Annotated in this window: 19 protein-coding genes and 2 rRNA genes; 1 reads left to right on the forward strand and 20 read right to left on the reverse strand. The window is 35.9% G+C overall.

The genetic code is table 11. The features are described from left to right. Window positions 1–67: 67 nt before the first annotated feature. The 9 genes from purR to metG all read right to left on the reverse strand — a co-directional run bounded on the left by purR (window position 68) and on the right by metG (window position 8,176). The gene (gene purR, locus H280_RS0116030; RefSeq protein ID WP_020062154.1) at window positions 68–916 is read right to left on the reverse strand and encodes a pur operon repressor; all 849 of its coding nucleotides are present in this window, start codon (window positions 914–916) and stop codon (window positions 68–70) included. A 54-nt stretch (window positions 917–970) separates the two neighbouring features. Further along, the gene (gene ispE, locus H280_RS0116035) at window positions 971–1,840 is read right to left on the reverse strand and encodes a 4-(cytidine 5'-diphospho)-2-C-methyl-D-erythritol kinase (protein WP_020062155.1); all 870 of its coding nucleotides are present in this window, start codon (window positions 1,838–1,840) and stop codon (window positions 971–973) included. Between the two features lie 196 nt (window positions 1,841–2,036). Beyond that, window positions 2,037–2,216: an acid-soluble spore protein SspF gene (gene sspF, locus H280_RS0116040; protein WP_001985066.1), complete on the reverse strand. Its 180-nt coding sequence runs from the start codon at window positions 2,214–2,216 to the stop codon at window positions 2,037–2,039. A gap of 91 nt (window positions 2,217–2,307) precedes the next feature. Next, window positions 2,308–2,583 carry a biofilm formation stimulator Veg gene (gene veg, locus H280_RS0116045; protein WP_020062156.1) on the reverse strand — a complete coding sequence of 92 codons (276 nt, stop codon included), beginning with the start codon at window positions 2,581–2,583 and terminating at the stop codon, window positions 2,308–2,310. A gap of 139 nt (window positions 2,584–2,722) precedes the next feature. Continuing rightward, complete coding sequence (gene yabG, locus H280_RS0116050; RefSeq protein ID WP_020062157.1) at window positions 2,723–3,586, reverse strand: sporulation peptidase YabG; 864 nt, start codon at window positions 3,584–3,586, stop codon at window positions 2,723–2,725. Between the two features lie 108 nt (window positions 3,587–3,694). Beyond that, window positions 3,695–4,570: a 16S rRNA (adenine(1518)-N(6)/adenine(1519)-N(6))-dimethyltransferase RsmA gene (rsmA, locus tag H280_RS0116055; RefSeq protein WP_020062158.1), complete on the reverse strand. Its 876-nt coding sequence runs from the start codon at window positions 4,568–4,570 to the stop codon at window positions 3,695–3,697. Continuing rightward, a complete protein-coding gene (gene rnmV, locus H280_RS0116060) occupies window positions 4,567–5,124 on the reverse strand; it encodes a ribonuclease M5 (protein ID WP_020062159.1) in 558 nt (185 codons plus the stop codon). The genes rsmA and rnmV overlap by 4 nt, the downstream gene beginning before the upstream one ends. Window positions 5,125–5,247: 123 nt before the next feature. Then, complete coding sequence (locus tag H280_RS0116065; protein WP_020062160.1) at window positions 5,248–6,015, reverse strand: TatD family hydrolase; 768 nt, start codon at window positions 6,013–6,015, stop codon at window positions 5,248–5,250. A 178-nt stretch (window positions 6,016–6,193) separates the two neighbouring features. Next, window positions 6,194–8,176, reverse strand: coding sequence for a methionine--tRNA ligase (gene metG / locus H280_RS0116070; RefSeq protein ID WP_020062161.1), 1,983 nt, complete (start codon window positions 8,174–8,176; stop codon window positions 6,194–6,196). Between the two features lie 558 nt (window positions 8,177–8,734). On the opposite strand from metG, the gene H280_RS0116075 reads away from it, so the two are divergent. Then, complete coding sequence (locus tag H280_RS0116075) at window positions 8,735–9,019, forward strand: AbrB/MazE/SpoVT family DNA-binding domain-containing protein (protein ID WP_020062162.1); 285 nt, start codon at window positions 8,735–8,737, stop codon at window positions 9,017–9,019. A 21-nt stretch (window positions 9,020–9,040) separates the two neighbouring features. Here H280_RS0116075 and rsmI read toward each other — a convergent pair whose 3' ends face one another. From rsmI to H280_RS0116130, 11 genes are all read right to left on the reverse strand, one after another. Further along, window positions 9,041–9,916: a 16S rRNA (cytidine(1402)-2'-O)-methyltransferase gene (gene rsmI / locus H280_RS0116080; protein WP_020062163.1), complete on the reverse strand. Its 876-nt coding sequence runs from the start codon at window positions 9,914–9,916 to the stop codon at window positions 9,041–9,043. Next, complete coding sequence (locus tag H280_RS0116085; RefSeq protein ID WP_020062164.1) at window positions 9,885–10,175, reverse strand: GIY-YIG nuclease family protein; 291 nt, start codon at window positions 10,173–10,175, stop codon at window positions 9,885–9,887. The genes rsmI and H280_RS0116085 overlap by 32 nt, the downstream gene beginning before the upstream one ends. After that, on the reverse strand, window positions 10,162–10,902 hold the full coding sequence (locus H280_RS0116090; protein ID WP_020062165.1) for a tRNA1(Val) (adenine(37)-N6)-methyltransferase: 741 nt from the start codon (window positions 10,900–10,902) through the stop codon (window positions 10,162–10,164). The genes H280_RS0116085 and H280_RS0116090 overlap by 14 nt, the downstream gene beginning before the upstream one ends. Window positions 10,903–11,095: 193 nt before the next feature. Beyond that, window positions 11,096–11,446 carry a DNA replication initiation control protein YabA gene (gene yabA / locus H280_RS0116095; protein ID WP_020062166.1) on the reverse strand — a complete coding sequence of 117 codons (351 nt, stop codon included), beginning with the start codon at window positions 11,444–11,446 and terminating at the stop codon, window positions 11,096–11,098. 14 nt (window positions 11,447–11,460) lie between these two features. Continuing rightward, entirely contained in the window at window positions 11,461–12,288 is an 828-nt protein-coding gene (locus H280_RS0116100; protein ID WP_020062167.1) for a PSP1 domain-containing protein, read from the reverse strand. 4 nt (window positions 12,289–12,292) lie between these two features. After that, window positions 12,293–13,276: a DNA polymerase III subunit delta' gene (gene holB / locus H280_RS0116105; RefSeq protein WP_020062168.1), complete on the reverse strand. Its 984-nt coding sequence runs from the start codon at window positions 13,274–13,276 to the stop codon at window positions 12,293–12,295. A gap of 32 nt (window positions 13,277–13,308) precedes the next feature. After that, on the reverse strand, window positions 13,309–13,935 hold the full coding sequence (tmk, locus tag H280_RS0116110; protein ID WP_020062169.1) for a dTMP kinase: 627 nt from the start codon (window positions 13,933–13,935) through the stop codon (window positions 13,309–13,311). 16 nt (window positions 13,936–13,951) lie between these two features. Continuing rightward, window positions 13,952–15,361, reverse strand: coding sequence for an aminotransferase class I/II-fold pyridoxal phosphate-dependent enzyme (locus H280_RS0116115; protein WP_020062170.1), 1,410 nt, complete (start codon window positions 15,359–15,361; stop codon window positions 13,952–13,954). A 244-nt stretch (window positions 15,362–15,605) separates the two neighbouring features. Continuing rightward, window positions 15,606–15,797, reverse strand: coding sequence for a sigma factor G inhibitor Gin (locus H280_RS0116120; RefSeq protein ID WP_020062171.1), 192 nt, complete (start codon window positions 15,795–15,797; stop codon window positions 15,606–15,608). Window positions 15,798–16,057: 260 nt separating this feature from the next. Further along, a 5S ribosomal RNA gene (gene rrf / locus H280_RS0116125) occupies window positions 16,058–16,173 on the reverse strand. Window positions 16,174–16,223: 50 nt separating this feature from the next. Continuing rightward, window positions 16,224–16,311 (reverse strand): 23S ribosomal RNA (locus H280_RS0116130); the annotation flags it as partial.

The raw sequence follows: 16,311 nt of genomic DNA on the forward strand, positions 1-16,311 counted from the left end.
TTATCTTTTCCCCCGCTCTGGCGAACAGTATCTCCTTTAAAACAATCTACTAAAAAGATTGCTTCTCTTATTCAACTTCTACAATGACATCAGCAAATGGACTTAAAGAATAATTTCCTTTTTCCACTTGAATCGTCTTTTCTCTCACATCTACTTCAGACAAGCGAATTAACGAAACAAAGTTATCGACAAGTCTTTCTTCAATATCACTTGATTCCACTAAAACTCCAACGCCAATAACATTTGCATTAAACTCCTCAAGCATACTCATCATACCTTGTACGGTTCCGCCTGCCTTCATAAAATCATCGATGATTAATACATTCGCACCATCTGGAAGACTACGTTTTGCTAATGTCATCGTTTGAATACGCTTAGAAGATCCTGATACATAATTAATACTTACTGTTGGACCTTCCGTTACTTTATTATCTTTTCTAGCAATTACGACCGGAACATCCAAATAATTGGCTACTGCATACGCCAAAGGAATCCCTTTCGTGGCAACTGTCATAACAGCGTCAATCGGCTGTCTTGCGAATACAGAAGCAAAAAGCCTCCCTGCACCATTAATGTAGCGCGGGTTACTTAAAAGATCCGTCATATATAAATAACCGCCCGGAAGAATACGGTCCGGATTTTCAAATAAGTTACAAAGCTCATTAATAATTTGCTTTGCTTCCTCCTGACTTATATATGGGATATATTTCACTCCTCCTGCTGCACCTGGTACCGTTTGTAATGTGCCGACCCCTTGTTGTTCAAACGTTTGTTTAATAATAACTAAATCTTCACTAATAGAAGATTTAGCAGACTGATACCGTTCAGCAAAAAAAGTGAGAGAAACTAACTGACGAGGGTTTTGAAGCAAATAATAAGTCATATCGACTAACCTTGTACTTCGTCTAATTTTCATGCTCTCACCTCAAATTACGAATATTTTAAACAAATCATAACTTATTATACGTCTTTATTCAAGACCTTCTCGCTCTCCTAATAAACGAACTGCGTATACTTGATCACAAAATCCTTTTAAACCGTTATAAATGCGGTGCATACGTGAATCATGACGAACTAAACCAAAAACGGTTGGACCGCTACCGCTCATTAATACCGCATCTGCACCGAAACGTTTCATCTGCGCTTTAATATGTGCAACTTCAGGATGCATAGAAAATGTTACATCTTCTAATACATTGCCAACAGCTTGACAAATCCCCTCATAGTCACCATTTTGAATCACTTCAACCATACGATTTACATCTGGATGTGTTACACGATTTAAATTTAAATTCCCATATACGTCAGCTGTTGATACACCAATATGCGGCTTGGCCAAAATAATCCAGCAAGAAGGAGGTGTCTTTATATGTTCGATTTTTTCTCCACGACCTGTTGCAATAGCGGTTCCGCCATATACACAAAACGATACATCTGATCCAATCTTGGCACCAAACTTTGCAAGTTCATCAATTGTAAGTCCAAGATTCCATAATTGATTCAGACCTCTTAATGTTGCAGCTGCATCACTGCTTCCACCCGCTAATCCCGCCGCAACCGGAATCGTTTTTTCAATTGCAATAGATACCCCTTTTTTTACCTGAAAGCGTTCCTTTAACAATTTTGCCGCCTGATAAGCTAAATTTCTTTGGTCGTCTGGCACATAACGGTTATGAGATACAATTTCAATTCGGTCTTCCGATAACTCTGTTAGTTCTAACCGATCCGCTAAATCAATTGTTGTCATAATCATTTTAACTTCATGATAACCGTCCGATCTTTTTCCTAGTACATCTAACGACAAGTTAATTTTTGCTGGTGCTTTAACTAGTAGCTTCAATCTATTCACCTACTCTATGTACTCAATCTTTTATCGTTTATTTTACCATAAATTTATAGTAGAACGATGACACTTTCCTAATTATAACGAAAAGCATCAAGAATGAAACTACTTATACACTACGAATACAACTTTTTCGCGTGCAAAAAGCCGAGGAATATCTCCTCGGCTACCGTAGCATAGAAGTATCTTACTGTTACTGGTTTTGTTTCATTAATTGCTGTTCTGCAATTTCAATTGCACGCTTAACCATATTACCAGCATCTTTCGCACGAATTCCGCCCCATCCTTCTTTTTGCACAACATCATAAAATCCAAGCTCTTTTGCAAGCTCTTCTTTAAATTGATTCGACATGACTCCTCTTCGTCTACTCAACGCAAGGCCCCCTTTATCGCTACGGTACATTTAGTATGTGACACTACGAATTTTTTCAAATCCGGAAAATATATGTAACAAAAGGCCATCCTTAAACAGATTGTTCACCTAACATAGCTTCATTATCTTGTGCATCATAAAATGTAAGCTCAACAGTTTCTGTTAATACGTCTGCATAACTATAAGAAACGCGCTGAAATGTATCTTCTTGTTGATCAAGTTGAACTACAAAAACAGAACGGTATGTTTCTGCTAACACGCCAGATCGTTCTATCGTCTTTCTTCTTCCACTATTTGCTTTTAGCATAAGCCTCTGACCGAGATGATGGTCCAAAGCACTTTTAATTTCATCTAAACGTTTTGACATATCACGCTACACCTCGCTGTAATTGGGATGGAAAGTATAAAAATACAAGTCATACATATATAGTCTGTACTTTCTTATACTTTTTTATCCAATTCTCAAAAAGCGCGTACATAAAAAGCAAGGCAAATACTTACCTTGCTCACTCTTCATAATATTGAAAAGGCAATCCTGTTCGTAAAATTCCCTTTGTTTCAATTCCGCCAAGCCCCTTCTCACCGGTTACTGTATTGCGCACTACATCCCAAACATTAACTCGTTCCATAAAAGATGTAAAGCTCACTTTTGCTACAACATACACCGGATCTAACGCATGAATATTAACGCGGGACGGAGAACTTGCAAAATTTGCTCCAGCTCGAATAAGGGCTTCAAAATGCGATTGACACGCCCCAGCAAAAATAACAGGGTGATCTAATGAAGGATACTTTTTTCGTACTGTACGTACAGCCTGTACAAAATGCTTAGAATGACGATAAGCTGCCAAATTTTCCATTTCTCCCTTTGATTTTGCATAAGCATCATGTCCGGTAATCACTAAGATATCAGGACGAACATGCTCAATTAAATCTAGAACCTTCTCGTGCATCTCCGTTTCTTTACAATGAATTCCCTGTACAGGCACACCTATTTTCGTATATAAATCTAAGCATTTTCTTAAATATAAAGGATCCCCATCAAGATGAAGCACTTTACCCGGCATTTGAAAATAATTTACTTCATTTGCATAGCCGCCTGTTGACTGATATTCTTGGCGCTCTCTCATTAATACATAATCTTGTTGAAATAAGCGATATGTCTTTTCCATTGTTTCTCGTTCCTGCTTTACTCTTTTCGTATAATCTCGTTGATCGACAAGAACTAAATCCTCTATTGGTGCATCTGCTACGAGCCGAAATTCTTCTCCAAACAAAATTGCTATTGTATCTTTTATTTCTGTTACTCGAAAAAGAAGGTCGCGCTTATAAGACTTTCTCTCCACTAAATCTCCAACATGTACAGCCATCCTTCTACCTCCAAACTCGTAGGGACATATAACTCACTACGTTCTGTTTTAGCCTATGAACTTATAGGAAAAAGGTGACAAAAAAGGTAGCTCAAAACGAGCTACCTTTTACATTTTATACGAAAATAAAGCGTTGCTTAACTTTGCAAATTCTTCAATTGATAATGTTTCGCCTCTTCGCTTCGGATCAATTTCAACTTCTGCTAGTATACGCTCAAGCAATATTTTATCCTTTGGAAAACCATTTAAATTATTAGATAGATTATTCATCAATGTTTTACGTCGCTGCGCAAAGCTAGCACGCACTACTTCGAAGAAAAACGCTTCATCCTTTACTTCCACAAGCGGCTTTTGACGTCTTAGTAAACGAATAACTGCTGAATCCACATTTGGCTGTGGTACAAATACTGTACGCGGAACCGTCATCACTGTTTCTGGTTCTGTATAGTATTGAATGGCAATTGACAACGAACCATAATCTTTTGTTCCCGGGCGAGCCGCCAAGCGATCTGCTACTTCTTTTTGCATCATCACAACAAAACCACGCACTGGTAATTGTTCTTCTAATAGCTTAAATAAAATTGGTGTTGTCACATAGTATGGTAAGTTTGCTACCACCATTACATCTTTGCTTTCTTCAAACTGCTCTTGAAATACGGTATTTACATCTGCTTTTAAAATATCCTTATTGATTACCGTTACATTATTATAAGGTGCTAATGTCTCTTCTAAAATCGGTAAAAGGCGTTGGTCAATTTCAAACGCTACAACTTTCTTAGCACGCTTTGCTAACTGCTCTGTTAACGCTCCAATACCAGGTCCAATTTCAATTGCCCCGCTCTCAGGTCCAATCTCTGCATAATCTACAATCCGATTTAATACATTTGTATCAATTAAAAAGTTTTGTCCTAAACTCTTTTTAAATGAAAATCCATACTTTTCAACAATATCTTTCGTACGATTTGGCGTTGCGATATCTTTCATTTCTTTTCCTCCTGTAATACTTGCTTATACGCTTTTGCAAAATCCTGCTTTGAAATTTGAAACATTTGCAAACGTTTATGTAACTGCTTTGCATTTGTATAACCGATCTTTAATAGCTTACCCATTCGTTCCCTACGGCTTTTGGCTTTTTCTCCACCAACGAGTCCCGCTTCTACTAAGTCAATCCACTGAATTTCGCTCGTGTACTCTTCCATCTCTCCGTGTAAACTTTCCAAAGCGCGCCTGATAGATTCGTTAGAGGCATGTTCAATTCCAACACTCTTCTTTCGCTTCGCTAATGCTTCTTCTTTCGGTAAGAATGCGTGCTTACAACCTGGTACTTTCTCAGAAATAATTTTACGAATACGCTCTCCTGGATAATCAGGATCTGTAAAAATAATAACACCTCGTGTTTGTTGCGCCAATTTCACCTGTTCAATTACATGATTCCCAATTGCCGAACCATTCGTTTCAATTGTATCTGCATCTACTGCACGTTTAATGGCAACCGTATCATCTTTACCTTCTACAACAATTATTTCTTTAATCTTCATAATTTCCTCCACACTCATTTCACATCTCTAATTAGTAAAACAAAAAAACGCCTACTTTTCCATTATTATTTTCCTAGTTCATACAATTTAAAAAGTAGAGGGGAAATCCCCCTCTACTTCTCATTATTGAATACCAAATAGTTTTTTTGCATTTTCTGTTGTTTTGATTGCTACTTCTTCATAAGATAGTCCTTTTAATTTTGCAATTTCCTCCGCAACAAGCTTTACATAGCTTGGTTCATTTCGTTTTCCGCGAAACGGATGAGGAGTTAAATAAGGACAATCTGTTTCGATTAAAAGTTGTTCCATTGGAATTTCCATCGCTACTTCTTTTGGTTGCTTTGCATTTTTAAAGGTTACTGGACCACCTAATGAAATGAGAAAATTCATCTCCACACACTGTTTTGCAACTTCAACACTGCCGCTAAAACAATGCATGATTCCTCCTACTTCAGATGCATTTTCTTCTTTTAAAATATCTATGATGTCTTGTGTTGCATCTCGATTATGTATAATGATTGGTAAATTTACCTTTCTTGCTAGCTTAATTTGTTTACGAAATACTTCTTTTTGCACTTCTTTCGGAGATTTGTCCCAATGATAATCCAAACCCATTTCACCAAGCGCAACAACCTTTGGATGAGCCGCTAACTCTTCCAACCATTTTAAATGTTCTTCTGTCATATCAATCGCATCAACAGGATGCCAACCAACAGCTGCATAAATAAAATCATATGTTTCTGCCAATTCAATTGCCTTTTTAATGGTCATCTCATCAAAACCAACTACAACTGTATAAGAAACACCAACTTCTTTCATTCTTGCAATTACTTCCTGTAAATCCTCTTTAAATTGCTCTGCATTTAAATGTGAATGTGTATCAAACAACATAATAATAACTCCTTTTATTTGAAATAAATTCTATCATAGGGGAAAATTATCTCCCTAACACCGTAATAACAACTACATTACAATTTTGATACAAAAAAGGGAATTTTAGAAAGATTTTCGACAAGAAAAAAGATGCTTCACGAATGTTACACGTGAAACATCTCTCGTTTTTCCGTTATTACTTAATTTTTGTACCATTTGGTAAGTTTTGATCGACTGTTGCTAACGACAATTTTCCGTTTTCTTCACCCGCTAAAATCATACCTTGTGATAACTCACCACGTAGGTTTACTGGTTTTAAATTTGTAACACAAATGACTTTTTTCCCTTTTAACTCTTCTGGGGAATAAAATTTAGCGATTCCAGAGACAACTTGTCGTTTTTCTGTGCCTAAATCAAGTTGGATCTTTAACAGCTTGTCTGCTTTTTTTACAGGCTCCGCATCCAATATTTCTGCTACGCGTAAGTCTACTTTAAAGAAATCATCAATTGTAATTTCTTCTACCTCTAGCTCTGCTTCTTTCTTTTCTTCTACTTTTGGAGCAGATCCTTTCATTTGTTCTTTAATATATTCCACTTCTACTTCTACTTCTAAACGTGGGAATACAGGTTGGCCTTTTACAACTTTTGTACCAACTGGAATGCAGCCAATTGTAGAAAGGCTGTTCCATGTTTTATATTCTTCATCTGTAATTCCAATTTGTTCAAAGATCTTCCCTGGTGTTTCTGTTAAGAATGGCATTAACAAAATTGCCGTTTGACGAAGCACTTCTGCAAGGTGTGCCATAACAGAAGCTAGTTTCTCGCGATTGCTTTCATCTTTTGCTAATACCCATGGCTGTGTTTCGTCGATATATTTATTTGTACGGCTAACAAGCTGCCAAATTGTGCTTAGCGCTACTGAAAACTCCATGTTTTCCATTGCATCTTCTACTTTTTGTAGTGTGTCTTTTGCAAATGTCACTAAGGCTTCATCAAAATCCGTTACATTTGCTTTGTATGCTGGAATTTCTCCGTCAAAATATTTATCAATCATTGCTACTGTACGATTTAATAGATTTCCTAAATCATTCGCAAGATCAAAATTAATACGCTCAACAAATCCTTCTGGTGTAAATACGCCATCTGATCCAAATGGTACTTCACGAAGAAGATAATAGCGAAGTGCATCTAGACCATAACGATCAATTAACGTCACTGGGTCTACTACATTCCCTTTAGATTTACTCATTTTTCCGTCTTTCATTAAAATCCAACCATGCGCAAATACTTTTTTCGGAAGTGGTAAATCAAGAGCCATTAAAATAATTGGCCAATAAATTGTATGGAAACGAACAATTTCTTTTCCTACTAAATGAACATCTGCTGGCCAATATTTTTTATACTTTTCTTCATTCGCTGTTCCATAACCTAATGCTGTAATATAGTTAGATAATGCATCTACCCATACGTAAATAACATGCTTCGGATTACCCGGTACACGAACACCCCAATCAAAAGAAGTACGAGAAACAGCCAAATCTTCTAATCCTGGTTTAATGAAATTATTAATCATTTCATTTTTACGTGATTCTGGTTGCATGAAGTTTGGATTATCTTCATAAAACTTTAACAGTCGATCTACATATTTCCCCATTCTAAAGAAGTAGGATTCTTCGCGAACAAGTTCTACTTGATGACCACTATCCGGGCTCTTCCCACCAACTATTTTTCCATTTTCCATCACTGGATCAACAAGTTGATGCTCTGTATAAAACGTTTCATCTTGTACAGAATACCAACCTTCATATTCATCAAGATAAATATCACCTTGATCAACAAGTTGTTTAAAGATTTTTTCTACAACTTCTTTATGACGGTCTTCGGTTGTACGAATAAAATCGTCATAAGAAATATCCATTTTACCCCACAGTTCTTTAATTCCCGCTACGATGTTGTCAACGTATGCCTGTGGTGTAACATTTAATTCTTCTGCTTTTTTTTGAATCTTTTGTCCATGTTCATCAGTGCCTGTTAAGTAGTACACATCGTATCCTTGCATACGTTTATAGCGCGCCATTGCATCTCCCGCTACTGTCGTATAAGCATGTCCAATGTGAAGCTTTCCACTTGGATAATAAATCGGCGTTGTAATGTAAAAGGTCTTATTTTCCTCTGTCATTGTTTTAAACCTCCCAAATGACCTCATATTATGTATTTTTATAAACAGTATATCAAAAACTTACGTATAAAGACGAGTTTATGTGCTATATCTTTATCATCTATTACTCATATCAATAAAAAATATACATTTCTATCTTTCGACACTATCATTAAAATTCCAAGAATAAAATAAATCTTTCTATACATCTACTATTTTTTAGCATATATAATAAATATATAAATCCGTTTTACTTTTTGACATAAAGTCGCTGCTATGCACAATAAAAAAATGACCTGCACTGGCCTTCTTACTTTGTTTTAAAACTTGCATATGGCAGAAAAAAAACTTGACCACTTCTATGCATGGCCAGATGCTCCAGTCCATCTAAAAAGAATGATTTTATGGCATTTTTTAATTTGGATTTATATAGATGCGAAAATCTAGAAAACTTTTATAAATTTTATAATTAAAGAATTGACGGAAATGTAAATGATTGGTATCATATGTTCATAGGGTATTTTGTCGAAAAATGGCGAATTAAAATAGACTTGCAGAATATGAGGAGGAAAAACAAATATGAAATCTACTGGTATCGTTCGTAAAGTTGATGAATTAGGCCGCGTTGTAATTCCAATTGAATTACGTCGTACACTAGGTATTGCAGAGAAAGATGCTCTTGAAATCTACGTTGATGATGAAAAGATTATCTTAAAAAAATATAAACCAAACATGACTTGCCAAGTAACTGGTGAAGTTTCTGATAGTAACCTTTCATTAGCTGAAGGTAAAATCATTTTAAGCCCAGAAGGCGCAGAGCAAATCTTAAATGAACTACAACAATTTATCGCAGCAGCAAAATAAAGCTTCTCTTTTAGAGAAGCTTTATTTTTTTTCAACATGATATGCTTGATATACGTCTCTTTTCGACATATTTCGATCTTTTGTAACAACTTTAATTGCTTCTTTAGAAGAAAGACCTTTCTCCTCTATGTAGTATTCAACATGTTCCTCAACTGTTAACGACTCCCACCATGCCTCTTCGCTAATTGCTTCTTCTGTAGAACCCTCTACTAAAACGCAAAATTCTCCACGCACTTCATTTTCCTTTGCCCAATGAATCACTTCTTCTAAAGAACCACGAATAAACTCTTCAAATTTCTTCGTAAGCTCACGACATAATACAACGTTTCTATTCCCTAATACCTCTTTCATAGAGACTAATGTTTCTCCTAATCGATGTGGTGCCTCATAAAACATCATTGTATTTGGAATATAACGTAGCTTTTCTAATTCTGCTTTACGCCCTTTTTTATGACGCTGTAAAAACCCGTAGAAATAAAAGTGTTTTGTTTCTAATCCTGATGCAATTAACGCTGTAAGTGCAGCATTTGGCCCAGGAAGAGGTACAACCGGATACCGCTCCGCTACTGCTTGGACAACAATATCATAGCCAGGATCAGAGATACATGGCATCCCCGCATCGCTGACAAGTGCCACTGTTTTTCCTTGCTCTAACATATCTAAGATTTTTTGTCCGCTTACTTCTTTATTATGCTCATGATAACTCATTACTGGTGTTTCAATTTCAAAATAATTACACAACTTTTTCGTTTGCCTTGTATCTTCTGCTGCAATAAAATCAGCTTCCTTTAACATACGAATTGCACGAAATGTCATATCTTCCAAATTACCAATTGGGGTTGGAACTAAATATAATGTTCCTCTCTCATTCATCTGAAAACTTTTTTGCTGCCACATAATAATCTCCTTTTTGTATGTACTCCTCTTTCTGTTTCCGTTTTAGCTGCTTGAAACGATATTCTGCCTGCATCGCAGTTCTTTTTTCTTCATAAGTTTCAAAGTATTTTAATATAACAGGACGTCTGGCTCTTGTATAACGTGCCCCTTTTCCGCTATTATGGGCCCTAATTCGCTTCTCTAAATGGTTTGTATAGCCTGCATAGTAGCTTCCATCGGCACATTCAACAACATAAAAATAATGTTTATTCTGCTCCATATAAAATTGTATTCATTTCCTTCGTATATTTATTATTCTCTTCATATACAAAAAGGGGTGGTAAAATTTTCAAATCCGCATTCCCGTCTTTAATACCTTCAATTAATAATGTATTCGCTTCTTTACCTGCTTTTGGATACACAAATTGGAGGCGTTTTGGCTCAATCTTATATTTTCTCATAAGCATTACAATATCGAGCAAGCGGCCAGGTCGATGTACAAAAGCAACTTTCCCTCCTTGCTTAACAAGTTGACTGCTAACACGTACAACATCTTCTAATGTGCACATAATTTCATGACGAGCAATTGCTAAATGTTCATTTAAATTTTGCTCAGATGGTTTTGGCGTTTGAAAGTATGGCGGATTGCACGTAACAACATCAAACTGATGTCGTCCCAATTGCTCTGTCATATGTTTTAAATCACCATGAATAAGCTGGATTCTCTCTTCTAAATCATTATATTGAACACTTCTAACACCCATATTGTAAATGCGCTCTTGTATTTCAACTCCCGTAATCTTCCCTTTCGTACGAGAACTTAATAAAAGAGGAATCACTGCATTGCCCGTACACAAATCTAATATGTTTCCTTTCTGAATGGGCACCCATACAAAGTTCGCCAATAACACTGCATCTAATGAAAAATTAAATACTGATGGGCTTTGAATAATTTTCATATCTTTTGATAGTAAATAATCTAAACGTTCGTCTCCATACAACTGCATAGTGTTTTTTCCTTCCTTATCATTCAAACTTTATCCCGCTATTCGTGGGCAGTAAGCCCCCCACTGACGGAAGTTTCATTTTATTTTAGCAAACGTTAAGACAATTTACCTATACCAACAGTCTAACGTCTATTATTTCTATTTTGGTTATATGTACAAAAAATTACCTTTCCAATATATTGGAAAGGTAATTTTATTTTTTATTTAAAAATGATAAACAGAATAAGCAATCCCCTTCTTTACGTACACTTCCATAATGCAAATTGCAAATATGAAAACCCTCCTGGTACAGGCGTGCTAGATTATCATATCCTTCACCGATATCTATTTTAGGCTTTATTTCTTTTCTCGTATTCGATTTCTGTTTCTGCTTATTCTGAACTTCTTCAAAACGATTCCGCAAATTTTCATTTTCCATTTTAATATGTTGGTTTTCTTCAAGTAGCTCTGCAAGATGCTGCTTTAACTCTCCCAACTGTTTATAGAGATGTCCAATTTGCTCTTCCATACTGGAAACCGCTGCAAAAATATCTTTTTTCTCCACAAGCACCCACCTCATTAATCTGTGGTTTGACTCGAAACGACCCCTTTATTCATTAATTCATCTAACGTATATTCTACTATCCGTTCCTTGTCTATTAATTCCACTTGAATTAATCTTTCTAAAATATTTAATCCAATTACGCGACCAAGACCATGCGGTGTTTGTATCTTCTCATCTAAATCTGGTAGCTGCTCTTTTGCTGCTTCATATTCATCATTTTCATACTTTAAACAACACATTAATCGCCCACACAACCCTGAGATTTTCGCAGGATTTAATGATAAATTTTGATCTTTTGCCATTTTTATGGATACAGGTTCAAAATCTCCTAAAAAAGTAGAGCAGCAAAGCATTCGGCCACATGGACCAATACCACCCAGCATTTTTGCTTCATCACGAACACCAATCTGTCTTAATTCGATTCTTGTCCGGAAAATGGCTGCCAAATCTTTTACAAGCTCGCGAAAATCAATACGACCGTCTGCCGTAAAATAAAAAATGACTTTATTACGATCAAATGTATATTCTACATCGACAAGTTTCATATCAAGATCATGCTCGATTACTTTCTCCTGACAAACTTGATACGCTTCTTTTGCTGCACGTTTATTTTCCTCAACAATTGTACGGTCATTTTCATTTGCAATCCGAATAACTTTCTTCAGTGGTAAAACAACATCATTTTCATCGACTTGTTTCTTCGTGATAACAACTTTCCCATATTCGATTCCCCGCACTGTTTCCACAATTGCAAACTCATTTTCTGAGATATCAAATTGATTCGGATCAAAATAATACACTTTTCCGGCCTTCTTAAATCGAACACCTACTACATCATACAAACGGTCATCCCTCCTGCAACCGCAACACTAACTGCTCGAACACAAGCTGCGCATTTACATTAGCGTTGATTCTATTTTTTGCTTCTAATATATTGAAAAGAGCCGATACAATGCGCTTTTGAGAATAGGAAAAAGATTGGAATAACTCTTTTTGATCTTGAAAAACGAGCCGCTCTTCTTCTTCCAATTGAACATATAATAAATCCTTATAAATAAGGAGCAACATATCTAATCCTAGCTGTAGTTGTTCTTTCTCTCCAAAATGCTTCACCCACTTCTCCTGCACAAAAAAAAGAGACGTGGTATCTTTCTCTAGGGCTTCACATAATTTTATCACTAAAGCTCGTGCTTGTGCAAACCATTCATCATTACAAAACGATAGTGCCTCATCAAAACTATTTGTAAGTTCTGCTGCAAGATTCCCTAAAGAAATACTTATTTTTTCCATTTCTAAACGGCTAACCAAAGCATTTTTTGGGAGCGGCCTAAATGTAACAATTTGACAGCGTGATAAAATAGTGCTTAAAATTTGATGGCTTTGCTCCGTTAACAAAATTGCTGCTGTGTCACTACTTGGTTCTTCTAAAAATTTAAGCAATGTATTGGCAGCATTTGTTGTCATCTTATCAGCATGCTCAATAATATATATTTTTTTAGTTGCTTCTAGACCTGTTTTCGAAAACTCTTCTTGTAATTCATGAATTTGTTGTTTCTTAATAGATAAGCCATCTGGTGTAACAATATATACGTTTGGGTGATTGCCCGAATCAATGCGTCGACAATTCGTACATATATGACAAGGTTCCACTCCATTTCGCTGTAAACAAAGAAAGCTTTTCGCCATTTGCATAGCTGTCTCTAACTTACCTGTTCCTTTTGGCCCTTCTAACAAATAAGCGTGGGATATACGCTCTTTTGCAATACTATTCATTAACATTTTTACAACAATGGGTTGTATAAGAGACAGTTGTTCCCACGTCTTCGTCATATTCCATACCTCACTTTTTATACTTTCTTCTATTATAACAATTTTTGTTCAATAAGCTGAGTAACTTCTTCTACAACAGCTTCCATTGGTTGATCTGCATTTACAACGACGATACGGTCTGCAAATTGGTCTACTAATTGTAAATACCCTTCACGAACACGTTTATGGAATTCCATGCTTTCTAAATCTAAACGATTCACTTCTCTATTATCATCTTTTCTAATACGTGCTAAGCCAACCTCTGGTTCAATATCTAAATAGATTGTAATATCCGGCATACAATCTTCTGTCGCAAAACGATTAATTTCAAATACCTTATCAACACCAAGACCCCTTGCATATCCTTGATAGGCAAGGGAGCTATCTATAAAACGATCACATATTACAATATAATCGTCTTCTAAAGCCGGCATGACCTTCTCTACTAAATGTTGTCTGCGCGCTGCAGCATATAATAACGCTTCTGTACGCGCCTCCATCATTGTATGCTCTTTTTTATGTAAAATGGTACGAATCTCTTCTGAAATCGTAATCCCACCTGGTTCACGTGTTGCCACTACTTTTTGTTTCTTCTTCTCAAAGTATGGCAATAATTTTGTAATTAATGTAGATTTTCCTGATCCTTCTGGCCCTTCAATTGTTACAAACAATCCCTTCATTCATAAAACCTTCTTTCTATATATCGAATACAGTAATATTTTTTATATTTCCTTGAAATCGTGCACCAGTTTCTTCTAAATCAGAAATTTGCTTTATATGCTCTAATGTAATTTCCTCTCCATACATGACCAGTGGAATACCTGGTGGATACGGTATAATCATTTCAGCCGCAATCATACCTAACGCATCTCTTAATGGTACAACTTTTTTCTTATATTTTTCCAATTGCTTATATGTAAATGATAAAGAAGATAACTGATTCTTATAAGGAAAATTTATACGCGGCTTACTATCTTCTACATCGTATGAGCATAGTGCATCTTGTAGCTTATCAATCACTTTTATATACTCTTCATTTACTTGGAGCGGTAAAATAAGTAAAACATTATACGGATCTGCCATTTCAACAAACATGCCTATCTCTTCAAATAGACGTTGTAACTCATACCCAGAGAGCTTACAGCGTGTTTGCACCGTTACTTTTAATGCATCTTGTATTGGATAATCTAAAACAACAAGTTGTGGAATGCCATTTAATGCTCTGCTAAAGCGCTGAGTAAATGCCGTAATTTCCTTACATCCTTCTTCTTTTATCTTCGCTAATGCAAAACGAGCTATATCTAAAGAAGCCATAATTGGATAAGATGGACTACTAGATTGCAATATATTTAAATAGGCAGAAACTTTTTCTTCATCAATAAGCGAGCTATTTACATGTAAGTACGAACCCATTGTCATTGCCGGTAATGTTTTATGTGCCGAATGAACAACAATATCAGCCCCATACGTAAGCGCCGATGTTGGAAAGGGTTCTCCAATACAAAAATGCGCCCCATGTGCCTCATCTACTAAAACAGGAATACCATTTTTATGCGCCAATGCAATACTCTTTTCTAAATCTACACCCATACCATAATAATTTGGATGCGTTAAAATAAGAGCTTTCGTTTGTGGATATTGTAAAATTGCATCCTCAATCGCTTCATATGGGACACCGACTGGGACACCATATTTTTCATCAATCCATGGCTCTAGAAAGACAGGACGCGCCCCAGTTAATTTAAGACCATTCATAATTGATTTATGAGCGTTTCTTTGTACAAGAATTATATCATGTTCATTACAGCACGCTAACAGCATAGCTAAATTCCCAGCTGTTGAACCATTAATTAAAAAATAACTTTTTTGTACTTCATACAGCTCTGCTAATAAACGTTGTGCTTCTTCTATACATTCAAATGGACTATGAAGATCATCAAGTCCAGTAAGTTCTGTTACATCAATAGAAAGTATATCATGAAAATACTTTTGTGCCTCATGAGGAAAGTTTGTTCCATTTTTATGCCCTGGAACATGAAAGGATACAGGTTTCTTACTTACAAAAGTCTTTAATGCTTCATATAAGGGTATTTTTCTTTGATCCATATTCACTCTTCCTTACTATTCATTCTCTCTATATTATACAGAGATTTTCACAAAAAAAATAATAGGCAAATGTGCCTATTCTTCTATAATAAATCCATTTTAATTTCCCAACCATATAAGTTGCTCTTATACAGAAAAAATAACCTATACTCCCTTTGTTTTTACCCCTACATGTGGCAAAAAAAGATTCTGACCACCTCTATACATGGCCAAATGCCCTCGCCCACCTAAGGAGAAAAGAGGTTTATCTCAGCTTTTCAATCTGTATTTTTCGTAGTTGCTGTAAATAATACATATACTTTGGATCGTTTGTATTTGTTTCTATCATTTCTCGTTCACATGATTCACATATAAAACTCGTATACAAATGAATTCCACTATCCTTTTTATGTTCACACACAATACAAACTTCTTCTTTTGTTGTGACATACCCCATATTATTTGCCTATTTATCGTATTCTATCTAACCATTACTATATAAATTTAGACCAACGATAAATAAGCTGTCCCTCCCCTCTATACGAAATGACTACATACATCTATAAGCGTTAACAATTTTTCGAAATATATACATCCTTTATACTTTTAGTGTATGAATCATTTCTAGGCGAAGTGTCTGTCTAATACTTAGTTAATCTTGCTATTTCGAAATAGGATAAAAATAAAAAGACGAGTCCGCTGACTCGTCTTTCGTTTGCCTGGCAACGTCCTACTCTCACAGGGACAAAGTCCCAACTACCATCGGCGCTAGAGAGCTTAACTTCCGTGTTCGGTATGGGAACGGGTGTGACCTCTCTGCCATCATTACCAGACTTATGAAGGTATATTCCTTCAAAACTAGATAACATTTGCTTCATATTATATGGTTAAGTCCTCGATCTATTAGTATTCGTCAGCTCCACGTGTCACCACGCTTCCACCTCGAACCTATCAACCTGATCATCTTTCAG

Source organism: Bacillus sp. 123MFChir2 (assembly GCF_000383235.1).
Lineage (GTDB): Bacteria > Bacillota > Bacilli > Bacillales > Bacillaceae_G > Bacillus_A.

Bases quoted from the DNA above. Each gene is read 5' to 3' on its own strand.
- purR (WP_020062154.1), bottom strand. From the start codon at position 916: ATGAAAATTAGACGAAGTACAAGGTTAGTCGATATGACTTATTATTTG.
- veg (WP_020062156.1), bottom strand. From the start codon at position 2,583: ATGTCAAAACGTTTAGATGAAATTAAAAGTGCTTTGGACCATCATCTC.
- yabG (WP_020062157.1), bottom strand. From the start codon at position 3,586: ATGGCTGTACATGTTGGAGATTTAGTGGAGAGAAAGTCTTATAAGCGC.
- rsmA (WP_020062158.1), bottom strand. From the start codon at position 4,570: ATGAAAGATATCGCAACGCCAAATCGTACGAAAGATATTGTTGAAAAG.
- rnmV (WP_020062159.1), bottom strand. From the start codon at position 5,124: ATGAAGATTAAAGAAATAATTGTTGTAGAAGGTAAAGATGATACGGTT.
- H280_RS0116065 (WP_020062160.1), bottom strand. From the start codon at position 6,015: ATGTTGTTTGATACACATTCACATTTAAATGCAGAGCAATTTAAAGAG.
- metG (WP_020062161.1), bottom strand. From the start codon at position 8,176: ATGACAGAGGAAAATAAGACCTTTTACATTACAACGCCGATTTATTAT.
- H280_RS0116075 (WP_020062162.1), top strand. From the start codon at position 8,735: ATGAAATCTACTGGTATCGTTCGTAAAGTTGATGAATTAGGCCGCGTT.
- rsmI (WP_020062163.1), bottom strand. From the start codon at position 9,916: ATGTGGCAGCAAAAAAGTTTTCAGATGAATGAGAGAGGAACATTATAT.
- H280_RS0116085 (WP_020062164.1), bottom strand. From the start codon at position 10,175: ATGGAGCAGAATAAACATTATTTTTATGTTGTTGAATGTGCCGATGGA.
- H280_RS0116090 (WP_020062165.1), bottom strand. From the start codon at position 10,902: ATGCAGTTGTATGGAGACGAACGTTTAGATTATTTACTATCAAAAGAT.
- holB (WP_020062168.1), bottom strand. From the start codon at position 13,276: ATGACGAAGACGTGGGAACAACTGTCTCTTATACAACCCATTGTTGTA.
- tmk (WP_020062169.1), bottom strand. From the start codon at position 13,935: ATGAAGGGATTGTTTGTAACAATTGAAGGGCCAGAAGGATCAGGAAAA.
- H280_RS0116115 (WP_020062170.1), bottom strand. From the start codon at position 15,361: ATGGATCAAAGAAAAATACCCTTATATGAAGCATTAAAGACTTTTGTA.
- H280_RS0116120 (WP_020062171.1), bottom strand. From the start codon at position 15,797: ATGGGGTATGTCACAACAAAAGAAGAAGTTTGTATTGTGTGTGAACAT.